Genomic DNA, 16,074 nt, shown 5'->3' with positions numbered 1-16,074 from the left:
TTTTGTTTGTTTTTTAGTTTTTCCCACCATTTGTTGAGTAGTCTTTTTGCTTTGCGGTATCGGTTTGAGTTTTTTTTATGTGTGCTCATTATTTTTTGGTAGTGGATGATTCTGTCTGTTTCTTTCGTTAAATCTAGATTGACTATTTCTTTTTTGTTGGAAAGAACTGCTAGTTTTTTGCATCCGATGTCAATGCCTATTTGTTGATTGTCCTTTTTTTCAACAGGCGTGTGAACACATTTGATATTAATTATTGCATAATATTTCATGTTTTCTTTTTTAATGGTTGCATTCTGTATTTTCACGGTATTGTCATGTGGATCACTTCCTTTTTTTAGTAAATCTTTGTATTCTTTGCTTGTTCTAAATTTTACCAATCCTAATTTTGCTAATTTTAATTTAGGATATCCATTTTTGTCCAAGTTTATTCTTACATTATTATTGTTTTGGATTCTGATGCTGTCTTTTTTATTCTTTTTACTTTTAAACCTAGGATAATTTGATTTTAAATTAGGATTAAAATATCGTATAAATGCCTGGTTGAGGTCTCTTTCAGTTTGCTGTAAACAGGAAGACTCAGATAAACCCAGAAAAGAATATTCTTGTTTCAACATATTTAAAATAATATTACATGAATTATTATTAACTTTAACATAAGAGGAATAGCCATTTTGTATTGATAACGTTTTAAAATTGTTGATGAAAGCTAATGTTTCATTCCAAACAAATCTTGCATTTCCTAAATTTTGCTCAATTTTACCAATACTAACAATTTTTTCTCCATTATCATTAAAATCAACTTTAGAAGGATAAATACGAATTTTCAAACTCTTATTAACCATATTCATGAAAAAAATCTCCTATGATGATAGTTAAAAAAATATTATTATTTTTTAAAAGTGTGTTTATACTAAATAATATTATTAAAATTAATATTTAAAATAAGTCCTAGAGAGCATTTGAACACTAATCTCGCCCCCCATTTTTTGTGCAATTCATCCCCTACCTTAGAGGTCAGGGTATTCTTGCACATATTAGATAAAGCCCTGCATCCACACTGTCATTTCATCAACATCCTCAATGACATGAAAGAAGTTATGGCTGTTGTACCAGACATTAAATATAATCAGAAAACTGATGAAATATGCTATGAATCCTTCCTTAATCTCTAAAAATCCACTTAAAGTCAAGGACGTGGGTTGTGCCAGTTTTAAAACAAGTATTGTCAATGCTATTGCAATAATCGCATCGCCAAAAGTCTCCAGTCTCTGCTTTTTCATAATCTTAATTTTAGGTTTTGAATATAAATAATAGTTTAGTTAGTTCAAACTAACCGGTAATTTATTAATTACTTTTTGCTTTTTATACTGGAAGATTCATAATATTGACTACAAAAAGAAAATAGGTGATAAAATGCATTATACAGGACCAGTTTACAGACCGCCTCCAGAAGCAGACACACCCCTTCTGGAAATAACATACGGATGCTCATGGAACAAATGTTCATTCTGCACAATGTATCACGGACAGAAATTCGGAATATCTCCGCTTGAAGATGTTGAAAGCGACCTAAAGGAACTGTCCAGATATTATCCAAGCGACATTAAAAAGATTTACGTTGAAAACGGTGATGCATTCACACTTCCCGCCAGAAAACTGCTTGAAATTTCAGATTTGATTCACAAATACTTCCCTCAAGTCGAATGCATCGCATGCTATACATCCATCAGAAACATCAAGTCCAAATCCCTTGAGGATTTAAAGGAATTGAGAAAAGCAGGCTATGACTGTTTCTATATCGGACTTGAAACAGCATATGACCCTGCACTCGAGCAAATGAAAAAAGGATCCACTCAAGCTGACGAATACAGACAGTTGGAAAAACTCGAAAAGGCAGGAATATCATATAATGCGATAATAATGTTTGGAGTTGCAGGAAAAGGCAACTACAAAGAAAATGCATGTGAAACTATCAAGTTACTGAACAGATTCAAACCAAAAATGATTCTGACAATGTCAACTGCAGTTCATGATAACACTCCATTGGCTGAAATGAGAGATAATGGTGAGTTTGTTGAACCGACAGAAAGGGAAATGCTTGATGAAGAACTCCTGTATTTGAAAAATCTCAAAATGGATGATGACTGCCTGTACTTCGGAGGCCACATCTACAATTTAAGCAGAATCACACAATACTTCAAATACCAGAATGACATGATTAAAAGACTAAAAAACAGAGTTAAAGAAATAGACATGACAAATCCGGGACTACTTGATACTGTATTGTCAAGAGGATCCCTGTGAGGTGATAATTATGCATTATACAGGACCTGTTTACAGACACCCATTGGAAGCAAATACTCCAATATTGGAGATAACATACGGATGCTCATGGAACAAGTGCGTGTTCTGCAACATGTACAGGGACGTTAAGTTCGGAGCATCCCCAATAGAACATATTAAAGAGGATCTGCAGGAACTCTCCCAAATATATCCTCGCAATTTAAGAAAAATCCTAGTGGCAAACGGCAATCCATTTGCCCTTTCAACTAAAAAGCTGCTTGAAATCAGTGATTTGATAAGAAAATACTTCCCTGAAATTTCTGTCATTTCCTGTCAGACCTCAATTAGAAACATCATGCACAAATCACAGGAAGAACTGAATCAGCTATATGAAGCTAAGTATGACGATATTTACATAGGACTTGAATCCGGATGTGATGATATTTTAAAATTATTAAACAAAGGATACACATCAGATCAAGAATATGAAACACTTGAAAAATTGAAAAACTCAAAAATAAGATACATCGCACTATTAATGGGTGGTGCAGGCGGAAAAGAGTTTAGGGATGCACACATCAAAGATACTGCGAAGTTATTGAACACATATCCACCTAAAATGATTTCCATAATAACAACGGGAATTGCAACAGGAACTGGATTGGCCAAAATGCGAGATAATGGAGAATTCGTTCAATTGACCGAACGGGAAATAATTGAAGATGAAATTGCACTAATCGATGCATTGGACGTTCCAAACTCAACATATTTCTATGGACATCATCAAAACAATATTGCACGTGTCAGCGGACACATGAAAAACAAGGAGAAATTGATTGAAGGTTTCAAACAAAAAATTGAAGATTTTGAAAAAAATCAACCTGAAATATTAGAAACATCCCTTGTGAGGGAATATTTATAATAATATTTTCTCATAACCTTTTTTAATTTCTTCTTTAAATTCATCATCCCTTAAATCGCCTTCAAGTTCATACAAACCAAAAATGACCATATCATATAAAATTTTATTCATTTTCCTTCCTTTTTCAGTCAGATAATATTCAGTGTTTCTTCTGTTTTCATCTTCAATGACTGTTTTTGAAATCATACCCTGCTCTTCAAGATACTTTAAAGTGTTTGATAAAACGACATTGCTTAACTCAGGTTTGTCTTCCTTGAATTCATTGAAATGCTTTTTTCCAGCAAATAGATCTTTCATTATTCCAAAAACCCATTTCCTGCTTAATAAATCATTAACGCTATTGATAGGGCATGCTCCTTCTTGATAAATGATACTGTCTTTCATGATTAAAACCTAAATTAATATCTGTTTTAATTATTATTTAATATGATGTTTTTTTAATTAGATGGCATTGATGCCACATTATCTTTAAATATAAATTTTTATTTAGATTTATCTATGAAAATAAATGTTAATGATAATAAAACTGTCAAAATGACCACATTTTTAGCGGCTTTGTTTGCCATATGTTCAGGTCTTGCAATCGGAAATCTGTATTGGGCTCAGCCATTGCTGGTTGAGATTACAAACGCTTTTGGACTTTCACCGGCAAGTGGAGGATTGCTTGTAACAGCAACCCAAATTGGATATGCTTTGGGAATCCTGTTTATTGTGCCTTTGGGAGATTTTGTTCGAAGAAAAAGATTAATCAGCATCGTAATGGTTTTGTCCATTGTTACTTTGGTTGCTTGTGCATTGTCTCCTTCATTTGTAATATTGGCGTTGTCACTCTTTAGCATGGGCATTGTTACTATATCCGGACAAATCATATTGCCTTTGGCAGGCGATTTGAGCAGCCCTGAAGAGCGTGGGCATATTGTCGGAATCGTTGCTTCAGGAATAACAACTGGAATTCTGTTTTCAAGGTTTGTAAGCGGCATTATTGCGGGATTGTGGGGCTGGAGATCAGTGTATCTGATTGCTGCTGTGCTGAATCTGATTATGGCTCTGGTAATGATTTATGTTCTTCCGGACATTCCAAGAAAAAACAAGCTGGAATCATACAGTGGCCTTATAGTCAGCGTATTTACAACTTTTAAAAGACATGACACATTATATAGGATTTTGCTTCACAGCGGATTATTGTTTGGTTTGGTTTTCAACATATTCTGGACTTCCATGACATTTTTATTGTCGGGTGAACCTTTCAATTATAATACTTTCCAGATTGGTCTTGTTAGCCTAGCAGGACTTGTTGCTGCAGTATGCGGACTGTACTTCGGCAAACTGCAAGATAACGGTTTGGGAGTGCCTGCCCTTGGAGTGTTTGTAATCATGATTATCGCAACAATGATTTGCGGATTGATGTTTTCAGATTCAATAATTGCTATTGTCATTATTGCTGCCGTATTTTCAATTGGCGTTCAGGGAATCACAGTTCTCTCTCAGGCAAGGTTATTTGCCCTTTCCAATGAGGAGCGAAGCAGACTGAACACAGTATTTGTTGTTAACAATTTCATTTTCGGAGCTGTCGGAAGCGCATTGGCTTCATTTTTATGGTCACTTGGAGGATGGTCATATGTCATGATCGGTGCAACATTAATTTCAGTTATCGCATTGGTTGTGTGGATATCCTCAAGAAAAGCGTTTCATGAAGTCGATAGTTCAGTTTAAGTCTATTGGGGTATGAGTAATGAAAAATATTTTAGTTTTAAACGGTTCTCCCAGAAAAGGAGGTAAAACAAACAAGCTTGTAAATGCATTTTTGAAAGGTGCTGAAAATAATCATATTGATCATTTTCATTTGTATGATATGGAGATTGGCGGATGCAGAGGCTGTGAATCATGCAGGCGGAACAATACCGATAATCCCTGTATTCAGAAAGATGATATGTCCCAAATATACGATTCATTTAACCGTTCAGACGTTATAGTATTTGCATCACCAATATACTTTTGGACAATAACTGGGCCTTTAAAAACAACTGTGGACAGATTGTATGCAATACTTACGGCTAAAGGCTATGGGGAGTTTAAAAAAGAAAGCATTTTGATAATGACTGCAGGTGGTGCTGATTACAGTCAGGCACAAAGATGGTATGAAACTTTTGAAAAAAATCTGAACTGGAACAATATTGGAGAAATACTTGGAGCACATAAAATAAAAGAAGCAGAAGAGCTGGGAAAAACTATTCAATAGTCAAGCAAGTTCTAATGTATTATTAATTGGGTGGCATTGATGCCACAATAATCTTTTATATGCTTAATTTAAAGTTATTAATATAAAATGGAGGTAATTAACATGCCAGTAATTAGTTTTGATATTGTAGAATTAAAAAAAGAACAGAAAGAAATTTTAGCAAAAGAGTTTTCAGAGTCCGCTTCAAGAGTAACAGGTCTGCCAGTTGACATGTTTTACGTGTTATTCAATGAAAGAAAGGCAGATAATGTCGGCGTTGGTGGAGTTCTTTTAAGCAATCAAGAATAACATTATTATTCTTGATTCAAATCCAATATTTCAAGATACATTTCTTTCAATTCTTCTTTTTCATGATCGTTGTAGTGTTCGTTGTTTTTATCGTTGTTTAATGCAAATAATAATAGTTCGTAGAATACCTTATTCAGCGAATGTCCCTTTTCTGTCAGATGATATGTTATTTCATCGTTTTCATCAAGTCTTTTGATAAGACCGTTGTTTTCCATTGTCTTCAGGCATCTTGTAAGTGATTTGTTGTCCAGCGTTTTCCTGTTGGTCTGGAATTCGTTGAAGTGTGTTTTTCCCAAAAACAGGTCTCTTAGAATATGCAATGTCCATTTGTTGCTAATGTCTTTTATTGCATCTTCAACAGGATTTCTCTCGTATTTTTTCTCATAATACAGTACTTTTTTTGCATCCATATTAATAAGTAGAATATTGGAGTTTTTAATGTTTCTCATTGATGAGATCTGTTTCCAACAACATATCCGTAGAAGAATTACACACAATATTAGATTCTCGTGTAATTAAATTAAAAGCAAATCAATAATTATAATTTTAATGATTCATATTTTCAATTTACGGCAAGATCATCAAAAGATGAGTTGCTTTCCTAATTGTCATATATCAGAAATTATTGTTGAAACCCTTTTGCCTTTTCAACTAATCGTTTACCTAACTATATAACTTTATATTACAAAACATTATTAAATTTAACGAAATTTAAAGAGTTCTAGAAACTAAAAGATTTCTAATTTTCACATGCTAAAAACATCCAATTATTATTTTTTAATCGAGAATTTAGTCAATTAAATATGGATTGATGTATTCTTTTGATATGTTTCCAATTATTTGATTGTTTTATATCAAATGACCCTGAAAATTTTCATTGACAAAGATAAATGTTGAATTGAATTTACTGTTGATGTATATGAAAAATTTCATCTGAAATGTGTTAAGTCACTGGGAATGTTTTTTAAATATGAAAAATAAAAATTACAATAAGCGAATTAATTGGAGAAAAATTTGTGAAGAAAATTTTAGTATTTCTTGCATTGTTTTTAGTATTTGTTTCTATCGGTGCTGTTTCGGCCGAAGGAAACTTCACAGACCTTAAAACAGGAATTGATGCAAGTACAGACACATTAGAAATAACACAGAATTATGTATATGACAACACAAGTGATGATGAACTTAATGAAGGAATTATAATAAATAAAAACAATTATATGATTAACGGTAACGGTTACACTATTGACGGTGCCAACCAGGCCAGAATATTTAAGATTATTGGACAAAACATCACCATTTTAAACCTTAATCTGATTAACGGATATAGTGATGATAGTGAAGTTGGAGGGGGAGCCATTCTCTCAGAAGCAACACTAAACCTGAAAAATGTTACATTTACCAATAACTATGCAAGAACAGGAGGATCTGCTGATTTAAGAAACGTGACAAGCATTTCAAATTGCCGCTTCATCAATAGCAACGCAAAATTTGGTGGAGGCATTTACTCTACTGTTGAGGTAAACGTGAGCAATTCAGAATTCATTGATTCAGCATCCAAATATGCGGCGGCAATCTATGCAGAGAACAACCTTACACTTTTTAATTCAACATTCAAAAATCTTGCAGCTGAAGAAACTGCAGGAGCTATTGGAGTTAAAGAAATTAATTTAGTATCTGTTGAAAGCTGCTCATTCATAAATACCACTGCAATCAAAAACGGTGGTGCGATCTATCTCGATGCAGGTTCCGATGAAGAAAAATTCAGAACTGTACTTATTTCCAACACAAGCTTTACCAATTCAAGCGGAGATTTTGGTGGTGCATTAGTTCAGTTAAATGGAGTTTTAAACATTGAAGAATCAGAATTTACAGACAACACCGCTGATTTCAACGGCGGAGCAATATTTATCTCAAATACAATAACACAAATTGAAAACACAAATATAGAAGGAAACCAAATCACATATGAAGATTACGGCAATGGTGGAGGCATCTACAGCGACGCATCCCAACTCACCATTATAAACTCTTCATTCATTAACAACTCCTTAAACGGGATCTATGCATATGATGGAGATTTAACCCTTAACGATTCAGTCTTTTCAGGTAACGGTGAAGCAATTCACGGTGTATTTCTAGACTACGATATAACAAATGCGACAATCGGAGACGATACGCTATTTTTAAATGACACCGATTATAATAGCTATGTGGACACTGCCGGAGCACCGCTCAAACTCATTAACAATACAATTGATGTTGTGAATCTTCCGTCAAGATATGACTCAAGAGATTGGGGCTGGACAAGTTCCGTTAAAAATCAGGGCTACATGGGTGCATGCTGGACATTCGGAAATCTCGGAGCATTGGAATCTGCATTATTGAAGGCAACCGGCATAGAATATGACTTTTCAGAAAACAACATGCAAAACAGTATGCTTCAATATTCAAAATATGGAATAAAAGGTGTTGAAGAAGGAGGAATAAGAGAACAGGGTTTAGAATATATTATCAGCTGGCTTGGAGTATTTCCTACCGAATATGACAGCTATGACGAACTAGGTAAATTATCACCTATAATTTCAACTGAAAATGATATCCACATCTTTGATGTCGTTATGTTAGCTCCTCGTGATAATTCCACTGACAACGAGCTTGTTAAAATTACAATATTGGAATGCGGATCCATTACAACAGGATATTACCATGACCATTCAGCATTTAATGCAAATACTTCAGCATATTACCAAAATAAAACCAACCGGACAAACCATGCGATAAGCTTTGTCGGATGGGATGACAATTATAAAAAAGAAAACTTCCTCATAACTCCTCCTGGAGACGGAGCATGGATTTGTAAAAACAGTTGGGGAACTGACTGGGGAGACGGAGGATACTTCTATCTGTCATACTATGATCCAAGTTTCTTAAATACAACATTCGGAATCGGATATCTGATAGAAAATGTTGAAAACTATACGACAAATTACCAGACTGATTTAAGCGGAATGATAAATTATTATAAAGGCGATGAAGAGTGCAGTTATAAAAATACATATCAGGCATTAGATTATGAGTTAATAAGTGCTGTCGGAACTTACTTTGATGCTAAAGAAGATTATGCTCTTGAAATCTATGTAAATGACCAATTAGTACACACACAAAGCGGAACTTCCCCGTTCTACGGTTATCATACTGTAAAATTAACAGAGGAAATAGCTGTTGCACCGGGAGATAATTTCACTGTAGTAATGACTAAAGATATAGTTGGAGTACTTGAATTTTCAAGACAGCACTTCTGCGAAAATATAACTTTCCTCAATTTAGGTGACGGATGGACTGATTTGGCAACCATAAATAAGACCATCTCTTTAAAAGCATACGCTAAAAAGTTATCAATATACACAGAAGATTTAGTCAAAATCTATAAAAACGAATCCCAGTTTAATGCATTTATCGGTGTGGAAAATGAAACTGTAATCTTTGAAATCAACGGTAAAAACTACACAAGAACCACCAATGAAAAAGGCATTGCAACCATGAACATCAACTTAGGACCTGGCAACTACACCATCAAAACAATATACGGCAATACCTCCCTTGAAAACAGCATTGAAGTATTACCTACATTAATTGCCCATGATTTAGTAAAATACTTCAGAAACGCCTCACAATTTTACATCAAATTAATCGATGGTGCAGGAAACCCTGTAAGTAATGCAACAATTAGAATGAACATCAATGGTGTATTCTACGATCGTGTAACCAATGAAAACGGAACTGCAAAATTAAACATTAACCTTGGGGCTAAAGAATACATATTGACCGCAATAGATCCGTTGACCGGCCTTATGATGTCATATAATATCACTGTACTTCCAATTATCAATACAAGTGACATGAACATGACATATCTTGACGGAAGTCAGTTCAAGGCAACAGTACTGGACAGTCAGGGAAATCCATTAGCAAATGCAAAAGTAACTTTCAACATAAACGGAGTGTTCTACACCAGAACAACCAATTCCCAGGGAATAGCTGCATTAAATATAAGATTAATACCTGGAGAGTACATAATAACATCAGAGTACGAAGACTTCCAAATTTCAAATACAATATGTATTAAGGATTAATAATTTTAATCCTTTCTTTTTTTCTTTTTTGTAATAAAAATTTAAAGAGGATTGAATGAGTAAAGTAAAAAAGATATTTGCAAATATGAACTGGCTGGTAGTTTCACAGCTGATTGTTACAATATGCGTATTCATATGGACCATAATAATAGCCCGGTATCTGGGCGTTGCCGAATACGGTATTTATGGTTTTGCAATATCTCTTACTGGAATATTAATCATCATAGCGGATTTTGGAATAAACACCCATATCGTAAGGGCTGTGGCAACGGACAACAGCATCGCCTCAAAATATCTGGGAAATGCCATTCCACTAAAATCTGTTTTTGCTGCAGCAACATTTATTTTAACACTCATAATTCTCTTTTTGATGCAATGCAATGAAATTACAATTAAAGTTACACTGCTTTTTGCAATTGAAGTGATAATCAGGTCTTTTATGAATCTGCTTAAAGGAGCGTTCCAGGCATTTGAAGAAGTAAAATATCAGGGAATCGCAGAAAGCATTCTGCATGTGATCCTTTTGCTTTTCATCATAATCACAATTCACACAGACATCGGCATTTTTGGAATTGCAATTTCATATATTCTGGCTAATCTGATTACGCTGGCTTATCTTTATTATACCCTAAACAGAAACATTATCACGCCCAAATACGAGTTTGACAGAGAGTTCTGCAAAAAAATCACAATGCTATCAATCCCATTTGCAATTACGGGAATTTTGTATTCTGCATATTACTTTATTGATATCATAATGCTTGAAAACCTTGTTGGGGACTATGCTGCAGGAATATACAATGCGACATATAAACTAATTCCAGTGCAGAATCTTCTGGTTTCGGTTTATGGAGCCGTAATCTTTCCGGTAATGAGTAAACTTTTCAAAAAACATGAAAAATTATTAATATTGAGCTATGAAAAATCCGTTAAATATCTCCTGATGCTTGTCATTCCATTCAGTGTTCTGATTGTCATTTATTCCCCCACCATAATCCATCTGATTTATGGATCTGAATATGAAGCTGCTTCAACAGTGCTGTCTATTTTGATTTGGACTGTCACTCTTTTGTTTGTCATATCTCCAGGAACCAATCTGTTGAATTCATCCCATAAGGAAATCACTGTTAACAAGATTTATATATTCGGAGCAATCATTAACATTGTCCTGAATCTGATTTTCATTCCATATTTTTCTTATTATGGTGCGGCGATTTCAACAATCATAAGCTATGCCATAATCCTGACAATACAGAGGATTGTAATCTATAGAATGGGTCACACTTTCAACAAAAGACTTCATTTTGACATAATCAAGATGATTGCAGGGTCTTTAATTTTGGGAGTTCTCTTTAATTTCATGACTCCAAACATATGGCTGGCAATTCCTATTGGCAGTATAATCTATTTCCCATTGATATACCTTTTAGGAGCCCTCGACAACGACGACAAACGCATAATCAAAGACATTTTAGGTAGAAGATAACCGTAATTATTCTCCATTATTAAGCGTTTCAACCATATCCAACTTTTTGATTTTACCTGAAAACATCAGATTAACCAGTATGGATAAAGAAAATGTGATTATTCCAGTCAAAAGCAATGTTGTAATGGATATGGAAGGGATAAGATAATATAAATCACCAGCTGACCGCCATATTGTTTTTAGAAGGTAACTTCCGATAGGAACGCCCAATATGAAACCGATTGTCGTAAACCACAGATTTTGAGTCAGCAACAACTTCCTTAAGGTCTTCGTTTTAAAGCCTAAAATCTTTAATGTTGCGATGTCCTTCTCTATTTCTGTAAATGACAACAGTCCCAAGTTATAAAGTACAATTACTGCCAAAATAGATGCAAATGCAGTTAGAGCATATATCAGTACCCATGCGGCCTGTGTAAGTCCCTGCCAATTTCCAATTCTGAATTCCTTTGTAGTATATGATTTTATTGCAGAATAATTCTTGTCAACGTGCTCATCGGTTACGATACTTGATGGAGTGTAATTCAAACCCAAATCCTCAAGTTTATCCTTTGACATTACCAGCCCCTGAGTATTTGGATCTGCATGGATTTTATCTATTTTTATTTCAATCCATCTGTTTGAGTCAATCATATGCCATCTTACAGTATCCCCAACACCAACACCTAAAAGTTCGGCCATTTTTTTAGACATGGAGACTTCATCATCCGCAATTTCAACTTTATTCCAGTCATCATCGGTTGGTGTTATCATATCACCACCATCCAAAACCAGAAGCGTACCCTGCTTTTTCTCACTCGATGATTCAATTTCAATAACTGTTTTCATAATCTTCTCCCCATCGACCGCTTTTGCAACCTTATCAACTTCAGAAGAATCTGCATCGCTGTCAATAATCATTTCAGAGTCATAATGATTAATATATTCAAAGTTCCATTCTGTCAGCTCATTCATTGAATCATTCAGACCAAATGCACATATCAACAGTGAAGTGCAACCTATTATTCCAATAACAGTCATTAATGACCTGAATTTATTTCTTCGGGCATCACGATAATTCCAACGTATATTGAATGACAGGTTATGCCAAAAACCCAGTCTTTCAATTAAACCTTTTTTGAAAACTTTAGGAGATTTTGCTCTAATGGACTGTGACGGACTTTCATCCGAAATGCTTTTGGCCGAATAGAATGAAACCACCAAAGACATTATAATCATCAGGATAGTCATATAAACAAAATTCATACTCCAAACAACGTTCCATGAAGGCAATATGAATATATGTTTCATTACAGAATAAACAAAGCCGGGCAGTACCATAGGACCTAAAATCAGCCCCAGAACCGACCCAATCAGAACCATCCAGAACCCATAGGATAAATAATGCAATATTATGATATAATTTTTGAATCCGCTAGCTTTAAGAATACCTATTTGGGTTCTTTGGTGTGAAATAATCCTTGTCATAGTTGTTAGGAGTATTAACATTGAAACCAGGATAAATACAAATGGAAAAATATCGCCCATCATTTTCTGCAGTGTAATCTGATTTTCAAATTGACTTACGCTTACATGATCGGATTTTTGAATAAATGTGGCATAATATCCATCTAAACGGTAAGACAATAGTTTATCATATGTTTCTGCTTTTCCATCAAATTTAACGTTTAAAACATTATATGGTACATCATCACTTGGAAATGCCTTATGTGAGAGATAGGCAAATCCTATTTTGTTGAAATCCGGCAATACGGAATATTGTGATGAATGATAAACATACTCCGGAGAGTATCCAAGACCCCTTATTATCTTTGTGATTTCATAACCCTCAAATGTAAATGTAATGTTGTCTCCAACATTAAGCCCCTTGGCATCGGCAAAGCTTTTATCCAGCCATACACCATTTGAGTCATTGATGTCTAAGGGGCTACCTTCCACCAAATAAAATTTGGATATTGTGTTGTTTTCAACAAAGTGCAGCGTAACATCAGGCTTGTTTTCAAAATCGGCCTGCGAGTCCATAACAACATGCCTTTCCATCTGGTTGGTTGCACCGAGCATATCCACCTGATATAAAAACACGTCATTCAAGTAAGGTGAATAAATCCAGCCGTCTGCCATATTGGTATCTTCATAAAACTGATTGACACTAGTTTCAAGGCCAAGTGATCCTCCACCAACACCTGAAAAAACAAAAACCCCTAAAAATGCCATTAAAAAAATGGATATGAATTGTGCCTTATGCTTCTTGATGTCTCTCAGCATTTTTCTTTTTAACAAAACATCACCATTCCAAATCAGCAACCTTTTTAGGGCATTCATTAACGATTATATCTTCTATTTGACCATTTTTTATTTTAATGACCTTATCTGCAGCTTCTGCAAGTATTGAGTTGTGAGTTACAATCACTACTGTGGTATTACGGTTATTGCTCATGTCCTGGAGCAGATTTAAAATCAGCACACCCGTTTTTGAGTCCAGCGCACCTGTCGGTTCATCACATAAAAGCATTGTGGGTTTTTTGGCTACAGCTCTTGCTATTGATACTCTCTGTTGTTCTCCACCAGATAACTGTGCTGGAAACTGATTTGCATGTATTTTCAACCCAACTGAATCCAAAACTTCAAGCCCATCAATATCCACATCAACGATATCTCTCATCAGCTCGACATTTTCAAGAGCAGTTAAGTTCGGAATCAAGTTGTAGAACTGAAAAATAAATCCTACGTTTTTTGCCCGGTATTCTGTCAGCTCATTATCATTGAAGTTTTCAACGTTCTGGTTGTTTACAATGATTTCACCATGGGTTACAGAGTCAAGTCCGCCCAGAAGGTTTAAAAGAGTTGATTTACCTGCTCCTGATGGTCCAAGAATTACAACAAATTCCCCTTCGTTAATTGTAAAACTAACATTATCCATTGCTTTTAGAGCATGATTTCCGGATTTATATTCCTTAACCACATTTTTAAGTTCGATGATTGGACTCATTGAAATAGTTCTCTCCTTAAATTTAAAAATTTAAAAAATATTTTGAGTTTAAAACTCAAACATGAATATTTTTAATTCAATATTTCTATAGATTTGAAAATGTAAAGAATTCAACTGATAGAAAAAAGAAAATGGGATGAAAATCATCCCTCTTGAAATGTTCTATTCCGTAACAGTAACAGTATTTGCTATATGTAAGCCATTGTAGGATGATGTTATAATATATTCTCCTTTTTGTAGGTTAATATTTAACTTTGCAACACCATTGCTGTCAGTTACTCTATTATAGAGTACTCCATTAATATTGAAGCTTACAGTTTCATTTGCTAATGGGTTTCCTTGTCCGTCAACTAATTTTGTTTCAAATGCTTTTGATTGACTTTTTGTTTTTGTAAGATCATTAGCAATTAAAATTGATTTGACTTTAACATTATGGGAAACCATGCATCCATTATATTCACCAGTAATAATGTATTCTCCGGGGTTTAAGTTAATATTTAACTTTGCTTGACCTGAAGCATTGGTTTGGCGTTCATAGAAAACTCCATTGATGTTGAATTTTACAGTTTCACCCGCACCAACAACTTTTCCATCATTGCCTATGATTGTAACAATATATTGGGAATCGTTTTTGTAGTATTTTACTAAATCACTGGATATGATGTTTGCTAATACTGTGATATTATTTGAATGCATTTCACCAGTAACTGGATTAGTTGCCGTAATGATGTATTTTCCAGGATTTAAGTTAATATTTAATTTAGCAGTACCATTTTCATTAACTTTTCTTTCATACATTACTCCGTTAATATTAAAAATAGCATATGTACCTTCAGGTAATGCTTTTCCTTGATTGTCAAAGAAAGTGGCATAGTATTGAGTATCATTTCTAAATACTTTAATTAAATCATTACCTTCAATAGTGGATAAGATGGAAATCGTGTTTTCTACAATGTTTTTACCATATACTGCAGAAACTGTGTAGTTTCCAGCATTTAAATTTATTGCAAGTGAAGCTAAACCATTATCATTAGTTGTTCTAACATATTTTTGCCTATTGAGTGTTATGGTTACGGTCTGATTGGATAACGGATTGCCTTTATAATCAGTTAAATTAACCACATATCTAGTGCCGTCTTTATAGTACATTACAATGTCATTAGCCGTGATATTTGGTCCTGAGGTTATAATAAGTTTGCCCTCAGATATGGCATCATTATAATTTTCATCTCCAATATATTTGATTGTTATATTGTATGTTCCAGGAATAAAAGTGTAATTCCATATTATTCCTTTATCTCCATCAAATAAAGATGAAATAATGTTGGAAATTCTATTCAGATCAGATGTAATATTCGGCAAAGTAATATTCAAACTATTAACTAACTCAGTAATATTTGGTAACGTAATGTTTAGATTATTGACTAACTCAGTAATATTCGGTAAAGTAATATTTAGATTATTAATCAAATCCATAATATTAGGCAAAGTAATATTCAAACTATTAACTAACTCAGTAATATTCGGTAAAGTAATATTTAGATTATTAATCAAATCCGTAATATTAGGCAAAGTAATATTCAAATTATCAATTATTTCCGTAATATTAGGCAAAGTAATATTCAAACCATTAACTAACTCAGCAATATCAGGCAAAGTAATATTCAAACCATTAACTAACTCAGCAATATCAGGCAAAATATTCCAAATTCCAAAAATCAAAGTCGGATCGTAGCC

Annotated in this window: 13 protein-coding genes and 1 pseudogene; 7 read left to right on the top strand and 7 right to left on the bottom strand. The window is 34.0% G+C overall.

Going from position 1 to position 16,074, the window contains the following annotated elements:
- Together ACKI2W_RS04295 and ACKI2W_RS04290 are read right to left on the bottom strand one after the other, a co-directional pair.
- A partial coding sequence (locus ACKI2W_RS04295) for an RNA-guided endonuclease InsQ/TnpB family protein (protein WP_407379588.1) occupies positions 1-848 on the bottom strand: 848 nt, incomplete at its 3' end.
- A 186-nt stretch (positions 849-1,034) separates the two neighbouring features.
- Entirely contained in the window at positions 1,035-1,280 is a 246-nt protein-coding gene (locus ACKI2W_RS04290) for a TMEM175 family protein (RefSeq protein WP_407379586.1), read from the bottom strand.
- Between the two features lie 133 nt (positions 1,281-1,413).
- Between ACKI2W_RS04290 and ACKI2W_RS04285 the strand changes: the two genes are divergently transcribed.
- A complete protein-coding gene (locus tag ACKI2W_RS04285) occupies positions 1,414-2,304 on the top strand; it encodes a radical SAM protein (protein WP_407379584.1) in 891 nt (296 codons plus the stop codon).
- A 10-nt stretch (positions 2,305-2,314) separates the two neighbouring features.
- A complete protein-coding gene (locus ACKI2W_RS04280; RefSeq protein WP_407379582.1) occupies positions 2,315-3,205 on the top strand; it encodes a radical SAM protein in 891 nt (296 codons plus the stop codon).
- On the opposite strand, the gene ACKI2W_RS04275 is transcribed toward ACKI2W_RS04280, so the two are convergent.
- Positions 3,200-3,589 (bottom strand): winged helix-turn-helix transcriptional regulator, encoded by a 390-nt coding sequence (locus tag ACKI2W_RS04275; protein ID WP_407379580.1) that lies wholly within the window; start codon positions 3,587-3,589, stop codon positions 3,200-3,202. The genes ACKI2W_RS04280 and ACKI2W_RS04275 overlap by 6 nt on opposite strands.
- A 114-nt stretch (positions 3,590-3,703) precedes the next feature.
- Between ACKI2W_RS04275 and ACKI2W_RS04270 the strand changes: the two genes are divergently transcribed.
- The 3 genes from ACKI2W_RS04270 to ACKI2W_RS04260 all read left to right on the top strand — a co-directional run bounded on the left by ACKI2W_RS04270 (position 3,704) and on the right by ACKI2W_RS04260 (position 5,732).
- Positions 3,704-4,918, top strand: coding sequence for an MFS transporter (locus ACKI2W_RS04270; protein ID WP_407379578.1), 1,215 nt, complete (start codon positions 3,704-3,706; stop codon positions 4,916-4,918).
- Positions 4,919-4,937: 19 nt separating this feature from the next.
- Positions 4,938-5,444: a flavodoxin family protein gene (locus tag ACKI2W_RS04265; RefSeq protein ID WP_407379576.1), complete on the top strand. Its 507-nt coding sequence runs from the start codon at positions 4,938-4,940 to the stop codon at positions 5,442-5,444.
- A gap of 102 nt (positions 5,445-5,546) precedes the next feature.
- A complete protein-coding gene (locus ACKI2W_RS04260) occupies positions 5,547-5,732 on the top strand; it encodes a 4-oxalocrotonate tautomerase family protein (RefSeq protein WP_407379574.1) in 186 nt (61 codons plus the stop codon).
- A gap of 5 nt (positions 5,733-5,737) precedes the next feature.
- On the opposite strand, the gene ACKI2W_RS04255 is transcribed toward ACKI2W_RS04260, so the two are convergent.
- Positions 5,738-6,142 (bottom strand): winged helix-turn-helix transcriptional regulator, encoded by a 405-nt coding sequence (locus ACKI2W_RS04255; protein ID WP_407379572.1) that lies wholly within the window; start codon positions 6,140-6,142, stop codon positions 5,738-5,740.
- Positions 6,143-6,748: 606 nt separating this feature from the next.
- On the opposite strand from ACKI2W_RS04255, the gene ACKI2W_RS04250 reads away from it, so the two are divergent.
- Both ACKI2W_RS04250 and ACKI2W_RS04245 read left to right on the top strand, forming a co-directional pair.
- Positions 6,749-9,865, top strand: coding sequence for a C1 family peptidase (locus ACKI2W_RS04250; RefSeq protein WP_407379570.1), 3,117 nt, complete (start codon positions 6,749-6,751; stop codon positions 9,863-9,865).
- A gap of 55 nt (positions 9,866-9,920) precedes the next feature.
- Positions 9,921-11,351 carry a flippase gene (locus ACKI2W_RS04245; protein WP_407379568.1) on the top strand — a complete coding sequence of 477 codons (1,431 nt, stop codon included), beginning with the start codon at positions 9,921-9,923 and terminating at the stop codon, positions 11,349-11,351.
- A gap of 6 nt (positions 11,352-11,357) precedes the next feature.
- Here ACKI2W_RS04245 and ACKI2W_RS04240 read toward each other — a convergent pair whose 3' ends face one another.
- The 3 genes and pseudogenes from ACKI2W_RS04240 to ACKI2W_RS04230 all read right to left on the bottom strand — a co-directional run.
- Positions 11,358-13,628, bottom strand: a complete 2,271-nt coding sequence (locus ACKI2W_RS04240; RefSeq protein WP_407379566.1) for an ABC transporter permease — start codon at positions 13,626-13,628, stop codon at positions 11,358-11,360.
- Between the two features lie 4 nt (positions 13,629-13,632).
- Positions 13,633-14,337 carry an ABC transporter ATP-binding protein gene (locus tag ACKI2W_RS04235; protein WP_407379564.1) on the bottom strand — a complete coding sequence of 235 codons (705 nt, stop codon included), beginning with the start codon at positions 14,335-14,337 and terminating at the stop codon, positions 13,633-13,635.
- A 162-nt stretch (positions 14,338-14,499) separates the two neighbouring features.
- Positions 14,500-16,074: pseudogene (locus ACKI2W_RS04230) on the bottom strand (peptidase C1); the annotation flags it as partial.

It is taken from the genome of Methanobrevibacter sp., assembly GCF_045603845.1.
In the GTDB taxonomy this organism is placed as follows: domain Archaea; phylum Methanobacteriota; class Methanobacteria; order Methanobacteriales; family Methanobacteriaceae; genus Methanocatella.
The sequence above is the reverse complement of the archived record's forward strand: the minus strand, read 5'-3'. Positions and strand labels throughout refer to the sequence as shown.